Raw genomic sequence first — 15,190 nt, 5'->3', positions numbered from 1 at the left:
CGTGCCCACCCTGCCGGTCCCGCGGCGCGCGCGGGTGGGACCTCCGGGTCAGATCTCGTGCACCAGCCGCACGACGCGCGTCAGCACGTCGGGGTCGGTCTCGGGCGGGACGCCGTGGCCGAGGTTGACCACGTGCCCGGGCGCGACGGCGCCGCGCGCCACCACGTCCCGCACGTGCGCCTCCAGCACCGGCCAGGGGGCGGCGAGCAGCGCGGGGTCGATGTTGCCCTGCACGGGCACCCGGCCGTCGAGCCGGCGGACCGCCTCGTCCAGTCCGATGCGGTGGTCGACGCCGACGACGTCCGCCCCGACGTCGCGCATGGCGGCGAGCAGCTCGCCGGTGCCGGTGCCGAAGTGCACCCGGGGGACCCCGAGGTCGGCGACGTGCGACAGCGCCCGGGTGGACGCCGGCGCCACGCGCTGCGTGTAGTCGGCCAGCGACAGGGAGCCGGCCCAGGAGTCGAACAGCTGCGCGGCGCTCGTGCCGGCCAGCACCTGCGCGCGCAGGAACGCGCCGGTGACGTCCGCGGCCCACTCGGTCAGCGCGCGCCACGTGTCCGGGTCCGCGTGCATGAGCGTCCGGGCGGCGAGGTGGTCCCGCGACGGGCGGCCCTCGACCAGGTACGCGGCCAGGGTGAACGGCGCGCCGGCGAACCCGATCAGCGGGGTGCTGCCCAGCGCGGCGACGGTCAGGCGCACCGCCTCGGTGACCGGGGCGAGCACCTCGGCGGTCAGCGACTCCGCCGGCGACCCGGCCCGCAGCCGCGCCACGTCGTCCGCCGTGCGCACCGCCGCGCCCAGCACCGGCCCGACGCCGGGCTCGATCTCGACGTCGACGCCCGCGAGCCGCAGCGGGATCACGATGTCCGAGAAGAAGATCGCCGCGTCGACCCCGTGCCGCCGCACGGGCTGCAGCGTGATCTCGGACGCCAGGTCCGGGGTGAGGCAGGCGTCGAGCATCGCGGTGCCGCGGCGGGCCTCGCGGTACTCGGGCAGCGACCGGCCCGCCTGCCGCATGAACCACACGGGGCGCCGTGCCGGGGTGCGGCCGCGGTAGGCGTCGACCAGCGGGGCGTGCGCGGTCCGGCCGTCGACCAGCGGGTGGTCGGCGGGCAGGCCCGTGCCGTCCGGCAGCGAGGGCAGCGGGGCGGGGGGCTCGGGGATCGCCGGGGCGCCGGCGGGCGGCGCGGAGGGGCGTGACGAAGTCGACATCACAGCGATTGTGCCCCGTCTTCCCTGGAGTGATTCAATCGTAGGCGTGGTGATGCTGTCGTTGGTGGCGAGCCATCACGACCTCGACCTGTCCGTGCTGGAGCGGCTGTCCGCCGATACTCACGCGGTCGGACGGGAGATCGTGACGGGCTGCGACTCGGTCGCGGGGGCGGTCGTCCTGGCGACCTGCAACCGCTTCGAGCTGTACCTGGACGTCGACGACGCCGCCGACGCCACCGCCGCCCGGACCGCCGTCGCCGCGACCGTCGCCGCCCGCTCCGGCTACACCACCGAGCGCGTCGAGGCCTCCCTCGCCCCCGCGACCGGGCCCGGCGTCGTCGAGCACCTGTTCGCGGTGGCCTCGGGCCTGGAGTCGATGGTCGTCGGGGAGCGCGAGATCGCCGGGCAGGTGCGCCGAGCGCTGACCTCTGCCCGCCGCGACGGCACCACGACGTCCGACCTCGAGGGGCTGTTCCAGGCCGCCTCCCGCACGTCGCGCGCGGTCGAGCACCGCACCGGCCTGGGCGCCGCGGGCCGCTCCGTCGTGGGTGTCGCGCTGGACCTCGTCGAGGACGGGCTGCCCGACTGGGCGGACGTGCGGTGCCTGCTCATCGGCACCGGCTCCTACGCCGGGGCGAGCCTCGCCGCGCTCAAGGCCCGCGGCTGCGGCGAGGTCCTCGTCTACTCCGCCAGCGGCCGGGCCGGGCAGTTCGCGGCGCAGCGCGGGGTCACCGCCGCGACCGACGACCTGGCCGCCAGCCTCGCCGGGGTCGACCTCGTGGTCGCGTGCAGCGGGGCGTCCGGGGCCGTGCTGGACGTGGACGCCCTGGTCCGTGCGCGGTCGGCCGAGGCGGCCGTCGGCGCCCGGCCGCTGGCCGTCGTCGACCTGGCCCTGCAGCACGACGTGGACCCGGCCGTCGGCGAGCTGCCCGGCGTCCGGCTGGTCAGCCTCACGACCGTCGCGGAGCACGCGCCCGACGGCCACTCCGCCACGGTCGCCGAGGCCCGCGCGCTCGTCGCCGAGCAGGCCGCGACCTTCGAGCGCGACCTGCGCACCCGCCAGTGGAACCCGCCGGTCGTCGCCGAGCGCCGCCGCGTGCACGAGGAGCTCGCCGCAGCCGTCGACGGGCTGGACGAGCGCGCGGCCCGGGCGCTGCGCCGCCGGGTGCGGTCCGCGCTGCACGGCCCGACCGTCCGCGCACGCGAGGCCGCGCGGGCCGGCGACGTGGCGGCCTACGCGACGGCGCTCGCGGACCTGGCCGCGGTGACGGTGCCGGCCCCCGCCCGCGACGCGGTGCCCGCCGGGCGCTGAGCCTGAGCCTGAGCCTGAGCCCGAGCCGCGCTCAGCGGTCGAGGTACGCGACCAGCTCGGCGGCCAGGCCGGTGTAGCCGGCGGGCGTCAGGGCCTGCAGCCGCTCGGTCACGTCGGCCGGCAGGCCCAGCCCGCCGATGAACTCGCGCATGTCGTCGGCGGTGAGGCGCCGGCCGCGGGTCAGCTCCTTGAGCCGCTCGTACGGGTTCTCCATGCCGGTCACCCCGGCGACGGACGCGGCGCGCATCGCGGACTGGACGGGCTCGCCCAGGACCTCCCAGTTCTGGTCGAGCTCGCGCTCCAGCAGCGCGCGGTCGACGGACAGGGCGCCGAGCCCGCGCCGGACGTTGTCGATCGCGAGCAGCGAGTGCCCGAACGCCGGCCCGATGTTCCGCTGGGTAGTCGAGTCGGTGAGGTCCCGCTGCAGGCGGCTCGTCACGAGCGTCGCCCCCAGGGTGTCGAGCAGGGCGCACGACAGCTCGAGGTTCGCCTCGGCGTTCTCGAACCGGATCGGGTTGACCTTGTGCGGCATGGTCGAGGACCCGGTCGCGCCCGCGACGGGGATCTGGATGAACACCCCGCGCGAGATGTAGGTCCACACGTCGGTGGCCAGGTTGTGCAGGACGCGGTTGAACCGCGCGACGTCCGCGTAGAGCTCGGCCTGCCAGTCGTGGGACTCGATCTGCGTGGTCAGCGGGTTCCACGTGAGGCCGAGGTGCTCGACGAACGTGCGGCTGACCTCGGGCCAGTCGGCGCCCGGCACCGCGACGACGTGCGCCCCGTACGTGCCGGTGGCGCCGTTGAGCTTGCCCAGGAACTCCGCGCCCTCGACGCGGCGCAGCTGGCGCCGCAGGCGGTGCGCGAGGACGGCCAGCTCCTTGCCGAGGGTGGTCGGGGTCGCCGGCTGCCCGTGCGTGAGCGCCAGCAGCGGGGCGTCGGCCAGGTCGCGCGCCATGGCGGCGAGGTCGTCGACGAGCCCGTCGGCCGCGGGCAGCCACACGTCGTGCACCGCCCCGCGCACCATCAGGGCGTAGGACAGGTTGTTGACGTCCTCGCTGGTGCAGCAGAAGTGCACGAGCTCCGAGACGGACGGCAGGACGGTCTCGCCCAGCACGCCCGGGGCGGCGGCGATCTTCTCCTTGAGGAAGTACTCGACCGCCTTCACGTCGTGCACCGTCGTGCGCTCGATCTCCGCGAGCCGGGCGACGTCGTCGGCGTCGAAGTCCGTCACCACCGCGCGCAGGTACGCCTGCTCGGCGTCCGAGAGGGCGGGCGCGCCCGGGACGACGCCGTGGGAGGTGAGGTGGATCAGCCACTCGACCTCGACGTGCACGCGCTCGCGGTTCAGCGCCGCCTCGGACAGGTGGTCGACCAGCGGCGCGACGGTCCGGCGGTACCGGCCGTCGAGCGGGCCGAGGGCGATCGGCGGCCGGGCGTCCGCGAGGGAGGTGCGGGCGGCGGCGGACGGGCTGCTGTCGTGCGCGGGCATGGGCCGCATCCTCCCACGGACCCGCACGACGCCCGGGTCCGTGGGTCTGACCAGCACCGTCGCGGGCGTACGCGTGTATCCCTCAGCAATGTCTCCGCACGACCGATCGGCAGGCCACTCAGGGGGATGCCGTGCGCGAGGACGCAAGGTGCACGGTGAGCGACGCGAGGGGAACGACATGGCAGGACTGATGGGGCGACGGCGCCGCGCGGTCGAGGCCGCTCCGGAGACCGCGGACGTGCGCCGCGAGCTGCGGGCCCTCGACGACGTGGTGCGGGCGCTCGGCACGCTGAGCGGCACCGGCGGCTTCCCCGACGTCCTGGAGGCCATCCGCACCGGCCTCGGGTACGACTACGCGTCCGCGTGGCAGGTCGACGAGGCGAGCGGCGACCTGGTGTTCGCGGCGCAGAGCGGCGAGCTGTCCCGCGAGCTGACCGGGATGTCCCCGAGCTACCGCATGCGCAAGGGCGTGGGGCTGTGCGGGCTCGCGTGGCAGCGCGACGGCGTCCTGCCCGTCGCCGACCTGCAGCAGCACCCGCCGAACTGCGAGCGCGGCGAGGTGTTCCTGCGGGCCGGCGCGCGCGGCGCTATGACGATGCCGCTGTGGCGAGAGGGCAAGGTCGTCGCCGTGCTCGACTTCCTGTCGCGTCAGGTCCGCGCGGCGGGTCCCGACCAGGTGCTCGTGCTCGACGTGCTGGCGCGGACGGTGTCCCAGGCGCTCGTCGCCCAGAGCGCCGCGGACGCGATCGCCCAGGTCGCCCGCGACCAGCAGGCGGTGACGACCTCGGTGGCCAAGGTCGGCGCGTGCCGCGACGAGGCCGACGCGCTGAAGACCGCGCTCGACACGGTGCGTGAGGAGTTCGGCTGGGACTACGGCTCGTACTGGACCGTCGACCCCGAGGCGCGCGTCCTGCGGTTCGCGGTGGAGTCCGGGACCGCCGGCGAGGAGTTCCGGCGCGTCACCCTGACCGCGAGCTTCGCGGAGGGCGTGGGCCTGGCCGGCCGCGCCTGGCGGGCCCGGGACCTCGTGTTCGTCCGCGACCTCGGCGAGCTCACCGACTGCGTGCGGGCCCCCGCCGCGCAGCGCGCCGGCGTCCGGTCGGGCGTCTGCATCCCCGTGATCGTCGGCGACGAGGTCCTGGGCACCATGGACTTCTTCACGACCCAGACCATCGAGCTGAGCGACAGCCGGCGCGGGTCCCTGCGCAACGTCGCCCGCCTCGTGTCGCAGCGGCTCGACATCCTGCGCGCGTCGGCCCGCGACCGCGCCGCGTCGGAGGCCCTGCTCGGCAGCGTCGCGCAGCTCTCGGAGAGCGCCGCGGAGGCCGTGCGGGTCGCCGAGGAGGCCGTCTCGCAGACCGCCGCGATGGCCGAGGAGGTCCGGACGCTCGAGGAGTCGTCGTCCGCGGTCGGCGACGTCATCCGCGTGATCTCCTCCATCGCGGACCAGACCAACCTGCTGGCGCTCAACGCGACGATCGAGGCAGCCCGCGCCGGCCAGGCCGGCCGGGGGTTCGCCGTCGTCGCAACGGAGGTCAAGGACCTCGCCGGGGGCACGTCGTCCGCGACCGCCCGCGTGGAGCAGCAGGTCGCGGACATCCAGGCGAACACCGCCGCGGTGTCACGGGGCATCGAGTCGGTGAGCACGACGATCCGCCGCATGGACGAGGTCCAGGCGCGGATGAGCGACGTGCTCGACCAGCAGCGCGAGATGGCGCAGTCCTTCCGCGCCTCCTGAGCCGCCACGTCCTGACGGCCCCCCGCGGGCAGGCCTCCGGCCGGTGACGGGCCCGCACCCGTCACCGGCCGGTGGTCGCTCGCTGTGTGGCTCCTTTCGCCACGGACGACGGGCCTGCGTGCGGCCCGGTCGGTGCGGGAGGTCAGGGGTGTCAGCGGACCATCGACCGGCGGAGGTCCCGCACCCGCCGCCGGTCGATGGGATCAGAGCCCCGTGGTCAGGTGAGCACCACGCGGGGGAGGCGGCGGAGCAGGACGCCGAGGCCGACGAGGGCCACCGCCGCGATCGGGACGAGCCCGGCGGGGGCGCCCGTCGTGGCGAGCGTCGCCGGAGCGGTCACGCCCGCCGCGACCGCGGCCGACGACCCGAGCGCGGCGGCGAGGTCGCCCGCCGCGAGGACCGCGGAGAGGAAGGCCGCGTCGGTGACGGTCGTCGCCCCGCCGTCGGTCGCGGTGCCCGTGGTCGTGCCGCCGGTGGTGACGCCCGTGGTCGGCGTGCCCGTGGTGGGCATGCCGGTCCCGGCCGTGGTGCCCGGCGTGGTGGTGCCCGGGGCGGTGGTGCCCGGGGTGGCGGTGCCCGGGGTGGCGGTGCCGGGCACGGTGCTCCCCGTCCCGACGCCGGCGGGCACGGTCGCGTCGGCGGCGAGGCCCAGGGCGACGTCGCCGACCGTCACCGGCACGGCGACCGGGACAGCGGCGAGGAGGCGCGGGACCAGGCGGCTGCTGGCGACGGTCGGGGCAGTCTCCCCGGACCCCGTCGTGGAGCCGGAGCCCGAGCCGGTCGTGGCGGCGTCTCCGAGGACGCCCAGCGCCAGCCCGTCGACGGTGACGGGCGCGGAGACCGGCGCGGCGACGACGGTGCCGGAGGCGATGCCCTCGGCGTCGCCCGTGCCGGTGGTGGCCGTCGGTGCGGTGCTGCTGCCCGACCCGGTGCCGGTGCTGCCGGTCGTGGCCGCGTCGCCGAGGACGCCGAGCGCCACGTCGCCGATGGTCACGGGGATGCTGACCGGCGCGGCGATCGCGGTACCGGTGGCGACCCCGTCGGAGTCCCCGCCGCCCACCGTCGCCGCCGGCGCGCCGGTCGTCGCACCCGTGGCGGGCGCCTCGGCGGCGCCGGTCGTCGTGGCGTCGCCCAGGACGCCGAGGGCGACGCCGTCGACGTCGACCGGGACCTGCACCGGCGCGGCGACCGCCGTGCCGGAGGCGATGCCCTCGCTGTCGCCCGGCACCACGGTGGCGGCGGGTGCCGGTGCGGCGGCCGGGGCGCTCGCCGTGGTCGTGCCGGTGGTGGACGCGTCGCCGAGGACGCCGACCGCGACGGACGAGACGTCGACCGGCACCTGGACGGGTGCGGCGACCGCGGTGCCCGAGGCGACGCCCGAGGCGTCACCCCCTGCGACGGTGGCCGTGGGTGCCGCGGCGGGGGCGCTGGGCGCCGCCGCCGGCGTGGTGGACGTGGCGTCGCCCAGGACGCCCAGGGCGAGGCCGGTGATGTCGACCGAGACGTCGGCCGGGGCGGCGACGTCGGTGCCGGACAGGATGCCGTCGTCCTCGGCGGCGTGCGCCGCGACGGCTCCGACGACGACGAGGCCGCCGGCGAGGAGCGTGGTCTGCCACGCCCGTCGGATGGATGCGTGCATGGTCGTTCTCCCTGCGATGAGTCGGTGCGCCACGGTGGGGCGCGCTGGCCGTGCGCGCTGCGGTGGCGGAGGACGCCACCGGCGCGGGGGCCGGACTCAAGCAGGGAAGACGGGGACCTCACGCAGGCGGAGGGGGAGCTCGACGCGGCCACGGGCCACGGCGAGGAGACGGGAGCCGCCGAGCACCAGGGCGGCGGCGGTGAGGACCGCCAGCACGTCCGGCGTGGCGGGGGAGCGCAGCGGCGTGCCGGAGCCGCCGGAGCCGGTCGGTGCCGGGGCGCTCGGCTCGGGCGCACCGGGCCGGCTGTCGCCGCCCACGGGGAAGGCGCCCGAGCGCTGGTCGTCGCCGGGCCGGGTGGGGTCGGCGGAGGCGCTGGTGGCCGAGGGGGCGTCGACGCCCGAGGCGGGCGTCCCGGCCGCGCCAGGGGCCTCGTGGTCGCGCGCGGTGGTCCACCACGCCCCGTCAGAGCCCAGCACCGGCCCGACCAGGGGCGCCGGCAGCGGGCCGAGGACCGCCGGCCCGGTGGGCAGGACAGCACCCACGACGGGGCCGAGGACGCCGAGCAGGGGGTCGAGCAGGTCGCCGACGGGCGTGCCGTCGACCGCGCCGCGCACGGGGCCGAGCACGCCGTCGCTCACGGCGTCGGCCACGGGCCGGAGCGCCGGCCCCGCGGTCCCGGCCACCGGGTCCAGCAGCGGGCCGACGAGGTCGTGGACGAACGCCGGCACGTGCGAGGCCGCCGGTACGACCGCCTCGGAGGCGACGGGGCCGACCACCGGGGACAGGGGCTGCGTGGCCTCGGCGACGGGCGCCACCAGGGTCGCGGCTGCGTCCTCGACGAGGGGCCGCACCGCCGCGGCGGCGGGCCGCACGACGTGGTCGGCGACCGGTGTCGTGACCGCGGCGAGCGCGTGCCCGATCCCGGTCGCGGCGGGCCCGGCCGGCGGAGCGGGCGTGGGGGGAGTGGCTGGCACGGCAGGCGCAACGGGCTCGGCGGCGGCCGGCGGTGTCGCCGGTGCGGGGGTGGCGTGCGCCGGCACGGCCGGAGCGGCGGACGCCGGAGCGGCGGACGCCGGAGCGGCTGCCGCGGGCGGTGCCGCAGGAGGCGTGGGTGCGGCCGGGGGCGGCGTGACGGCGTGCACGACCGGCGCGACGACGGGATGGACCACCGCGGCGGCGGCCTGGGCGACGCCGCCGAGCAGCCCCCCGGCGGGGGCGTGCGGGGGCGGGGCGTCCTGGGCGGAGGCGGCGGGTGCGAGGCCGACCATCGCCGCACCGGCGAGCGTCAGCCCGCCCGCCGCGTACAGGCCGCGCCGGAGCCACCGCGACGCGAGCGAGCGCACACGCGGTGCGTCCGGCTCTCGCGTCGTCATGGTGGCTCCCCCTGATGGCTCACGCCGTGGGCCCGCACCACCTCGGTGTGGCCCCGGTCACATCGACCGTAGGAGGGCTTCCCGGGGTCGGCAAGAGGGCGTTACCCCGGTCGGGTGACCGCGCCGCCGCGACCTGCGGCGACGCGGCGGAAGTCGTCAGCTCTCGCGGCTGCGCGGGATCGCGACGCTCAGGCCGAAGGACACGACGGACACGATGAGCGCGCCGAGGAAGGCGTCGCCGAAGTCGTCGATCCGCAGGCCCCACGACGTCTGCTCGGTGATCCAGGCCGTCAGCATGAGCATCAGCGCGTTGACCACCAGCGTGAACAGGCCGAGCGTGAGGATGTAGAGCGGGATCGACAGCACGTTCACGATCGGCTTGACGACCGCGTTCACGATCCCGAACACCAGGGCGACCGCCAGGATGACCCCGATCCTGCCCCACGTCGTGTCGGCGCCGACGATCGTGATGCCCGAGAGCAGCACCTCGGCCAGCCACAGGGCGACACCGCTGATCAGGACCCGCAGCACGAAGCTCATGCGCCGATCCTGCCATCGAGGCCCTCCTCGCGGCAGCCCGTCGGCGGGACGCCGCGGTCGCGTCGTGCCCGAGGGGTGGCCGCCCGTGCCGGCGGCGGCGCGCACGGTGGCATCCTGGCGGCGTGAAGCACGTCCCCCTGCGCCCCGCCCTCGCGAGCCTGCCGCCGTACGTCCCGGGTGCCCGGGTGCCCGTCGGGGCGGCGGCGTTCAAGCTGTCCTCGAACGAGAACCCGTACCCCCCGCTGCCGTCGGTCGTCGCGGCGATCGCGGACGGCGCGGTGGACGTGAACCGCTACCCCGACATGTACGCCACGGAGCTGACCGAGGCGGTCGCGGACCACCTCGGGGTGCGGCCGGGGCAGGTCGTGGCGGGTTGCGGCTCGGTCGCGGTCCTCGGCCACGTGCTGGCGGCGTTCTGCGATGCGGGGGACCAGGTGGTCCACCCGTGGCGCTCGTTCGAGGCGTACCCGATCGCGGTGACGCTGGCCGGGGCCGTCGGCGTGCCCGTACCGGTCGGCGCGGACGGCCGGCTGGACCTCCCGGCGATGGCCGCCGCGGTGACCGACCGCACCCGCGTGGTCCTGGTCTGCACCCCGAACAACCCGACCGGCCCGGCGGTGCACGCCGACGAGCTCGACGCGTTCCTCGCCGCGGTCCCGCGCGACGTGCTGGTCGTGCTCGACGAGGCGTACGTCGAGTTCGTGCGCGACCCCGAGGCGCCGGACGGGCTCGCGGTGCTCGCGGCGCACAAGAACGTGGTGCTCCTGCGGACGTTCTCCAAGGCGTACGGGCTCGCGGGCCTGCGGGTGGGCTTCGCGGTCGCGGACGAGCGGCTCGCCGCGGGCATCCGGTCCGCGTCGACGCCGTTCGGGGTGTCGCACCTCGCCCAGCTCGCGGGCGTGGCGTCGCTGCGGGCGACCGACGAGCTGCTCGCGCGGGTCGACGGCATCGTCCGCGAGCGCACCCGCATGCTCGCGGGGCTGCGCGCGCACGGCTGGGAGGTGCCGGACAGCCAGGCGAACTTCGTGTGGCTCGACCTGCGCGACGACGCCGCGAGGTTCGCCCAGGAGGCCTCCCGGGCCGGCGTGCTCGTCCGGCCGTTCGGCGGGGACGGCGTGCGGATCAGCGTCGGCGAGCCGGAGGCCACGGACGTCGTCCTCGAGGTGGCGCGCGACTTCCGTCGCTGACGCCCCGGGCACCCCCGGGCCTGCCGACGGCGCCCGGGATGCCGGTCCGAATTGCCCGCCCGCGGGCGCCCGGCGCCTATGCTGCGGGCAGCGCAGAGAGGTGGACGGGTGACGCAGAGCACGACCCCGGACGGGCACGCCCCGTCCTGGACCGCCCGCTCCGGCGACCCCATCGGCCTCACCGACGACGGACCTATCGCCATCCTGCTCGTCGAGGACGACGACGGCGACGCGCTCCTCGTGGAGGAGCACCTGGCGGACGCCGGGCTCGACGTCCGCCTGGAGCGCGCCCGCACGCTGGACGAGGCCACGCCCCGCCTCGACGTCGACTGCGTGCTGCTCGACCTGGGGCTGCCGGACTCCGTCGGCCTCGGCGCCCTGGAGCGGCTCCTGGCCGCCGGCGCCCCCGCGGTCGTCGTCCTCACCGGCCGCACCGACACCGAGACCGGCCTGCAGGCCGTCACCGCGGGCGCCCAGGACTACCTCGTCAAGGGCGAGGTCGACGGCGAGCTGCTCGGGCGGTCCGTGCGGTACGCCGTCCAGCGCCGCCGGCTCCAGGCCGCGGACCGGGCGCTGTACCGCTCGATGGTCCGCGCGGAGGAGACGGTGCGGTTCGAGAGCGCGCTGCTGCCCCGCCCGTCCGTGCGCGACGACCGCCTCGAGGTGCTGGTCGGCTACCGCGCCGGCCGCGACGGCGTGCTCGGCGGCGACTTCTACGACGTGGTCGAGCGCCCCGACGGCAGCGTCCTGGCCGTGGTCGGCGACGTGTGCGGGCACGGCCCGGACGAGGCCGCGCTCGGGGCGGTGCTGCGCACGGCGTGGCGGACGCTCGTGCTGGCCGACACCCCCACGGCGGACCTGCTGCCGCTGCTGGAGCGGGTGCTGGCGTCCGAGCGGGCGCGCGACGAGGTCTTCACGACGATGTCGATGATCGAGGTGTCGGCCGACCGCACGGCCGCGGACCTGTACCTGGCCGGGCACCCCGTGCCGTTCCTGCTCGGCGACCCGGCCGCGGGGCGCCCGTCCGTGCTGCTGCCGACGGAGCTGCGCGGGCGCGCGCTCGGCATCCCGGTCGACGGCACGTGGGAGCCCCGGCGCCTGGAGCTCGGGTCCCGGTGGCGCCTGATGATGTACACCGACGGGGTGCTGGAGGCGACCGTCGGTGGGACGCAGGAGCGGATCGGCAAGGAGGGGCTGCTGGCCCTGGTGGACGACGCGCTCGGCACGGTGCCCGCCGGCGTGGTGGACGAGGTGCTGCACGAGGTCCGGCGGCGGCACGGCGGCGAGCTCGTCGACGACACCGCGCTCGTCGTGCTCGGCTGGGACGGGGACGCCCGGTGACCGCGACCCTGCCCGGGGCGCCCACCGCCACGAGGCCCGCCCCCGCGCGCGCCGGTGTCACGCTGCACCGCCGCCTCGGGCTCGCGCTCGTCGCCGCGGGGGTCGTCCTGGGCCTGGTGTTCGTGGGCTCGGGCATCGCGCTGTGGCGGATGCTCGACGCCCAGGAGGCCGTCACGGACCGGTACTTCACGGCGATCACCGAGGGCGAGACCTCGTACACCCGCCTGGTCGACGCCGAGACGGCCGTGCGCGGCTACGCCCTCACGGGGTTCGAGGGCACGCTCGAGCCGTACGAGCGCGCAATGGACTCGACGTCGTCGCTGGCCGCCGTCACGCGGTCCGCGGCCGCCTCGGACCCGGGGGTCCAGGACGCCGCCGCCGTGGCGGTCGAGGCCGCGGAGCGGTGGGACGTCGAGTGGGCCCGGCCGACCATCGCCGCGGTCGCCGAGGGCGGTCCCGCGGCGGTCACCCCGGAGGAGATCGAGCAGGGCCGGGTCCTGTTCGACCGGACGCGGGCGGCGGTCGAGGACTACCTCGACGTGCTGCGCGACCGGCGCGACGAGGCCGCCTCGGACCTCGCGGCGTGGACCCGGATCGTCATCGGCTCCCTGGTCGCGCTCGTGATCGCCGGCCTCGTCGCCGGCGCGGTGCTGTGGCGGACGCTGCGGTCCTGGATCACCGAGCCGCTGGACGCCCTGGCCGCCGACGCGCGCGCGGTGAGCGAGGGGGACCTGCACCACCCCGTCACGTCCACCGGGCCCGGCGAGATCGCGGGTCTGGCCGCGGACGTCGAGCGGATGCGCCTGGGTCTGGTGGTCCAGGTGCAGGAGGTCGAGCGGTCGCGCGCCGAGATCGCCGAGGCGCACGACCGCCTCACCGAGCAGGCCGAGGAGCTGCGCCGGTCGAACCGGGACCTGGAGCAGTTCGCGTACGTCGCGTCGCACGACCTGCAGGAGCCGCTGCGGAAGGTCGCGTCGTTCACGCAGCTGCTGCAGAAGCGGTACGGCGGCCAGATGGACGAGCGCGCCGACCAGTACATCGCCTTCGCGGTGGACGGGGCGAAGCGGATGCAGCAGCTCATCCAGGACCTGCTCGGCTTCTCGCGGGTGGGCCGGATCGGCGGGGAGCTCGCCGACGTGCCCCTGGAGGACGCGCTCGCGGGCGCGCTCGACAACCTGGAGCACCTGGTCGAGGAGTCCGGCGCCGTCGTCACCCACGACCCCCTGCCGGTCGTGCGGGGGGAGCGCGCGCTGCTCGTGCAGCTCCTGCAGAACCTGGTCGGCAACGCGATCAAGTTCCGCGACCCCGAGCGCGTCCCGACCGTCCGGATCACGGCGTCGCAGGTGGGAGACTCCTGGGAGCTCGAGTGCCGCGACAACGGCATCGGGATCGACCAGCAGTACGCCGAGCGGGTCTTCGTGATCTTCCAGCGGCTGCACCCCAAGGACGTGTACGAGGGGACGGGCATCGGCCTGGCCCTGTGCAAGAAGATCGTCGAGTACCACGGCGGTCGCATCTGGCTCGGGGAGACCGACGGGCCCGGCACCAGCATCCGCTGGACGCTGCCGGCCGCGGTCCCCGCCGAGGTCCCCGTGGCGGCGCAGGCCGCCCAGGAATCGGAGTGAACGTGGCACGCACCGGCAAGGTCATCGACGTCCTGCTCGTCGAGGACGACCCGGGTGACGTCCTCATGACGCGTGAGGCGTTCGAGGACAACAAGGTCGCCAACCGCCTGCAGGTCGTGTCCGACGGCGTCAGCGCGCTGGCGTTCCTGCGCAAGGAGGGCGAGCACGCCGACGCCCCCACCCCGGACCTGGTCCTGCTCGACCTCAACCTGCCGCGGATGGACGGGCGCGAGGTCCTGGAGGCGATGAAGAACGACGAGGCGCTGCGCAGCATCCCGGTCGTCGTGCTGACCACGTCGGAGGCGGAGGAGGACGTCGTGCGGTCGTACTCCCTGCACGCGAACGCCTACGTGACCAAGCCCGTCGACTTCGACCGGTTCATCGAGGTCGTCCGCCAGATCGACGAGTTCTTCGTCGAGGTCGTGCGCCTGCCCCAGCGCTGAGGCGCGGGCGGCGGGGGTTGTCGGGACCCCACAACGGGGGCGGTCCCGTCTTGACGGGGCCCGGGACCGTGGACCTACGGTTGCGTAGCCTACGCTGGCGTAGGTTAGACAGGCCCCCGGTCCCCGAGGGCGCCCCCCAGGCGAAGGAGTACCGCGTGAGCCCCAGCGGTCCGCTCACCGACGACGGCCTGGTCCAGCTGCTGACGCCCACGGGCGAGCGTGTGGACCACCCCGACTACGCGCACCGGGTCGCGCACCTCGACGCGGAGGCCCTGCGCGGTCTGTACCGCGACATGGTGCTGGTCCGGCGGTTCGACACCGAGGCCACCGCGCTGCAGCGGCAGGGCGAGCTCGGCCTCTGGGCGCAGTCGCTCGGCCAGGAGGCCGCGCAGATCGGCTCCGGCCGCGCGCTCGCCCCGCAGGACTACGTGTTCCCCTCCTACCGCGAGCACGGCGTCGCGCACACCCGCGGCCTGGACCTCACGCAGGTCCTGCGGCTGTTCCGGGGCGTCGACCACGGCGGCTGGGACACCGAGGAGTTCAACTTCCACCTGTACACCCTGGTGATCGGCTCGCACACGCTGCACGCGACCGGGTACGCCATGGGCGTCCAGCGTGACGGCGCGGTCGGCACCGGCGATCCCGAGCGGGACACCGCCGTCGTCACCTACTTCGGCGACGGCGCGACCTCGCAGGGCGACGTCAGCGAGGCGCTCGTCTTCGCGGCGGTGAACAACGCGCCGCTCGTGCTGTTCCTGCAGAACAACCAGTGGGCGATCTCCGAGCCGACCACCAAGCAGGCGCGCGTGCCGCTCGCCGCCCGGGGCCCGGGCTTCGGCGTGCCGAGCGTCCGCGTCGACGGCAACGACGTCCTGGCCTGCTACGCCGTCACCGCGGAGGCGCTGGAGCGCGCCCGGTCCGGCGGCGGCCCGACCCTCGTCGAGGCGTTCACGTACCGGATGGGCGCGCACACCACGTCCGACGACCCGTCGCGGTACCGGTCCTCCGCCGAGGAGGACTACTGGCGCCAGCGGGACCCGATCGACCGGCTCGAGGCGCACCTCGTCGCCACGGGCGAGCTGTCCGACGCCTTCCGAGCCGAGCTGGCCGCGGAGGCCGACGCCCTGGGCGAGCGGATCCGCACCACGACCCGCGCGCTCGGCCGGCCGGAGACCAGCACGATGTTCGAGCACGTGTACGCGACCCCCCACGCCGTGGTGGACGCCGAGCGTGCCTGGTTCGAGCAGTACGAGGCCTCGTTCTCGGGAGGTGACCACCGGTGACGCAGCG

At 76.1% G+C, this 15,190-nt stretch carries 12 protein-coding genes; 7 read left to right on the top strand and 5 right to left on the bottom strand.

Features of this window, described 5'->3' with window-relative positions; translation table 11 throughout:
* Positions 1-48 precede the first annotated feature (48 nt).
* A complete protein-coding gene (hemE, locus tag KJP73_RS08505) occupies positions 49-1,215 on the bottom strand; it encodes a uroporphyrinogen decarboxylase (RefSeq protein ID WP_249669224.1) in 1,167 nt (388 codons plus the stop codon).
* A 49-nt stretch (positions 1,216-1,264) separates the two neighbouring features.
* Between hemE and KJP73_RS08500 the strand changes: the two genes are divergently transcribed.
* Positions 1,265-2,524 carry a glutamyl-tRNA reductase gene (locus KJP73_RS08500; RefSeq protein WP_213282454.1) on the top strand — a complete coding sequence of 420 codons (1,260 nt, stop codon included), beginning with the start codon at positions 1,265-1,267 and terminating at the stop codon, positions 2,522-2,524.
* A 31-nt stretch (positions 2,525-2,555) separates the two neighbouring features.
* Here KJP73_RS08500 and purB read toward each other — a convergent pair whose 3' ends face one another.
* Positions 2,556-4,013, bottom strand: a complete 1,458-nt coding sequence (gene purB, locus KJP73_RS08495; RefSeq protein WP_213282361.1) for an adenylosuccinate lyase — start codon at positions 4,011-4,013, stop codon at positions 2,556-2,558.
* Between the two features lie 178 nt (positions 4,014-4,191).
* Between purB and KJP73_RS08490 the strand changes: the two genes are divergently transcribed.
* On the top strand, positions 4,192-5,751 hold the full coding sequence (locus KJP73_RS08490) for a GAF domain-containing protein (protein WP_213282360.1): 1,560 nt from the start codon (positions 4,192-4,194) through the stop codon (positions 5,749-5,751).
* A 217-nt stretch (positions 5,752-5,968) separates the two neighbouring features.
* On the opposite strand, the gene KJP73_RS08485 is transcribed toward KJP73_RS08490, so the two are convergent.
* The 3 genes from KJP73_RS08485 to KJP73_RS08475 all read right to left on the bottom strand — a co-directional run bounded on the left by KJP73_RS08485 (position 5,969) and on the right by KJP73_RS08475 (position 9,304).
* Entirely contained in the window at positions 5,969-7,390 is a 1,422-nt protein-coding gene (locus KJP73_RS08485) for a hypothetical protein (protein ID WP_213282359.1), read from the bottom strand.
* Between the two features lie 96 nt (positions 7,391-7,486).
* Positions 7,487-8,764 (bottom strand): hypothetical protein, encoded by a 1,278-nt coding sequence (locus KJP73_RS08480; protein ID WP_213282358.1) that lies wholly within the window; start codon positions 8,762-8,764, stop codon positions 7,487-7,489.
* A gap of 156 nt (positions 8,765-8,920) precedes the next feature.
* The gene (locus KJP73_RS08475; RefSeq protein ID WP_213282357.1) at positions 8,921-9,304 is read right to left on the bottom strand and encodes a phage holin family protein; all 384 of its coding nucleotides are present in this window, start codon (positions 9,302-9,304) and stop codon (positions 8,921-8,923) included.
* Positions 9,305-9,426: 122 nt separating this feature from the next.
* Here KJP73_RS08475 and hisC point away from each other — a divergent pair, with 122 nt between their 5' ends.
* The 5 genes from hisC (at position 9,427) to pdhA (ending at position 15,183) form a co-directional block, all read left to right on the top strand.
* Positions 9,427-10,491 (top strand): histidinol-phosphate transaminase, encoded by a 1,065-nt coding sequence (hisC, locus tag KJP73_RS08470; RefSeq protein ID WP_213282356.1) that lies wholly within the window; start codon positions 9,427-9,429, stop codon positions 10,489-10,491.
* 108 nt (positions 10,492-10,599) lie between these two features.
* Positions 10,600-11,832, top strand: coding sequence for a PP2C family protein-serine/threonine phosphatase (locus KJP73_RS08465; protein ID WP_349628300.1), 1,233 nt, complete (start codon positions 10,600-10,602; stop codon positions 11,830-11,832).
* Positions 11,829-13,457 (top strand): sensor histidine kinase, encoded by a 1,629-nt coding sequence (locus KJP73_RS08460; protein ID WP_249669223.1) that lies wholly within the window; start codon positions 11,829-11,831, stop codon positions 13,455-13,457. Before KJP73_RS08465 ends, KJP73_RS08460 begins: the two co-directional genes overlap by 4 nt.
* A gap of 2 nt (positions 13,458-13,459) precedes the next feature.
* Positions 13,460-13,900 carry a response regulator gene (locus tag KJP73_RS08455; protein WP_213282354.1) on the top strand — a complete coding sequence of 147 codons (441 nt, stop codon included), beginning with the start codon at positions 13,460-13,462 and terminating at the stop codon, positions 13,898-13,900.
* A gap of 155 nt (positions 13,901-14,055) precedes the next feature.
* On the top strand, positions 14,056-15,183 hold the full coding sequence (gene pdhA, locus KJP73_RS08450) for a pyruvate dehydrogenase (acetyl-transferring) E1 component subunit alpha (RefSeq protein WP_213282353.1): 1,128 nt from the start codon (positions 14,056-14,058) through the stop codon (positions 15,181-15,183).
* The last annotated feature ends 7 nt before the right edge of the window (positions 15,184-15,190 follow it).

It is taken from the genome of Cellulomonas hominis (assembly GCF_901521055.1).
Taxonomy (GTDB): domain Bacteria; phylum Actinomycetota; class Actinomycetes; order Actinomycetales; family Cellulomonadaceae; genus Cellulomonas; species Cellulomonas endometrii.
This window is presented reverse-complemented; position numbering and strand designations above follow the sequence as displayed.

Bases quoted from the DNA above. Each gene is read 5' to 3' on its own strand.
- KJP73_RS08475 (WP_213282357.1), bottom strand. From the start codon at position 9,304: ATGAGCTTCGTGCTGCGGGTCCTGATCAGCGGTGTCGCCCTGTGGCTG.
- purB (WP_213282361.1), bottom strand. From the start codon at position 4,013: ATGCCCGCGCACGACAGCAGCCCGTCCGCCGCCGCCCGCACCTCCCTC.
- KJP73_RS08485 (WP_213282359.1), bottom strand. From the start codon at position 7,390: ATGCACGCATCCATCCGACGGGCGTGGCAGACCACGCTCCTCGCCGGC.
- KJP73_RS08490 (WP_213282360.1), top strand. From the start codon at position 4,192: ATGGCAGGACTGATGGGGCGACGGCGCCGCGCGGTCGAGGCCGCTCCG.
- KJP73_RS08480 (WP_213282358.1), bottom strand. From the start codon at position 8,764: ATGACGACGCGAGAGCCGGACGCACCGCGTGTGCGCTCGCTCGCGTCG.
- KJP73_RS08500 (WP_213282454.1), top strand. From the start codon at position 1,265: ATGCTGTCGTTGGTGGCGAGCCATCACGACCTCGACCTGTCCGTGCTG.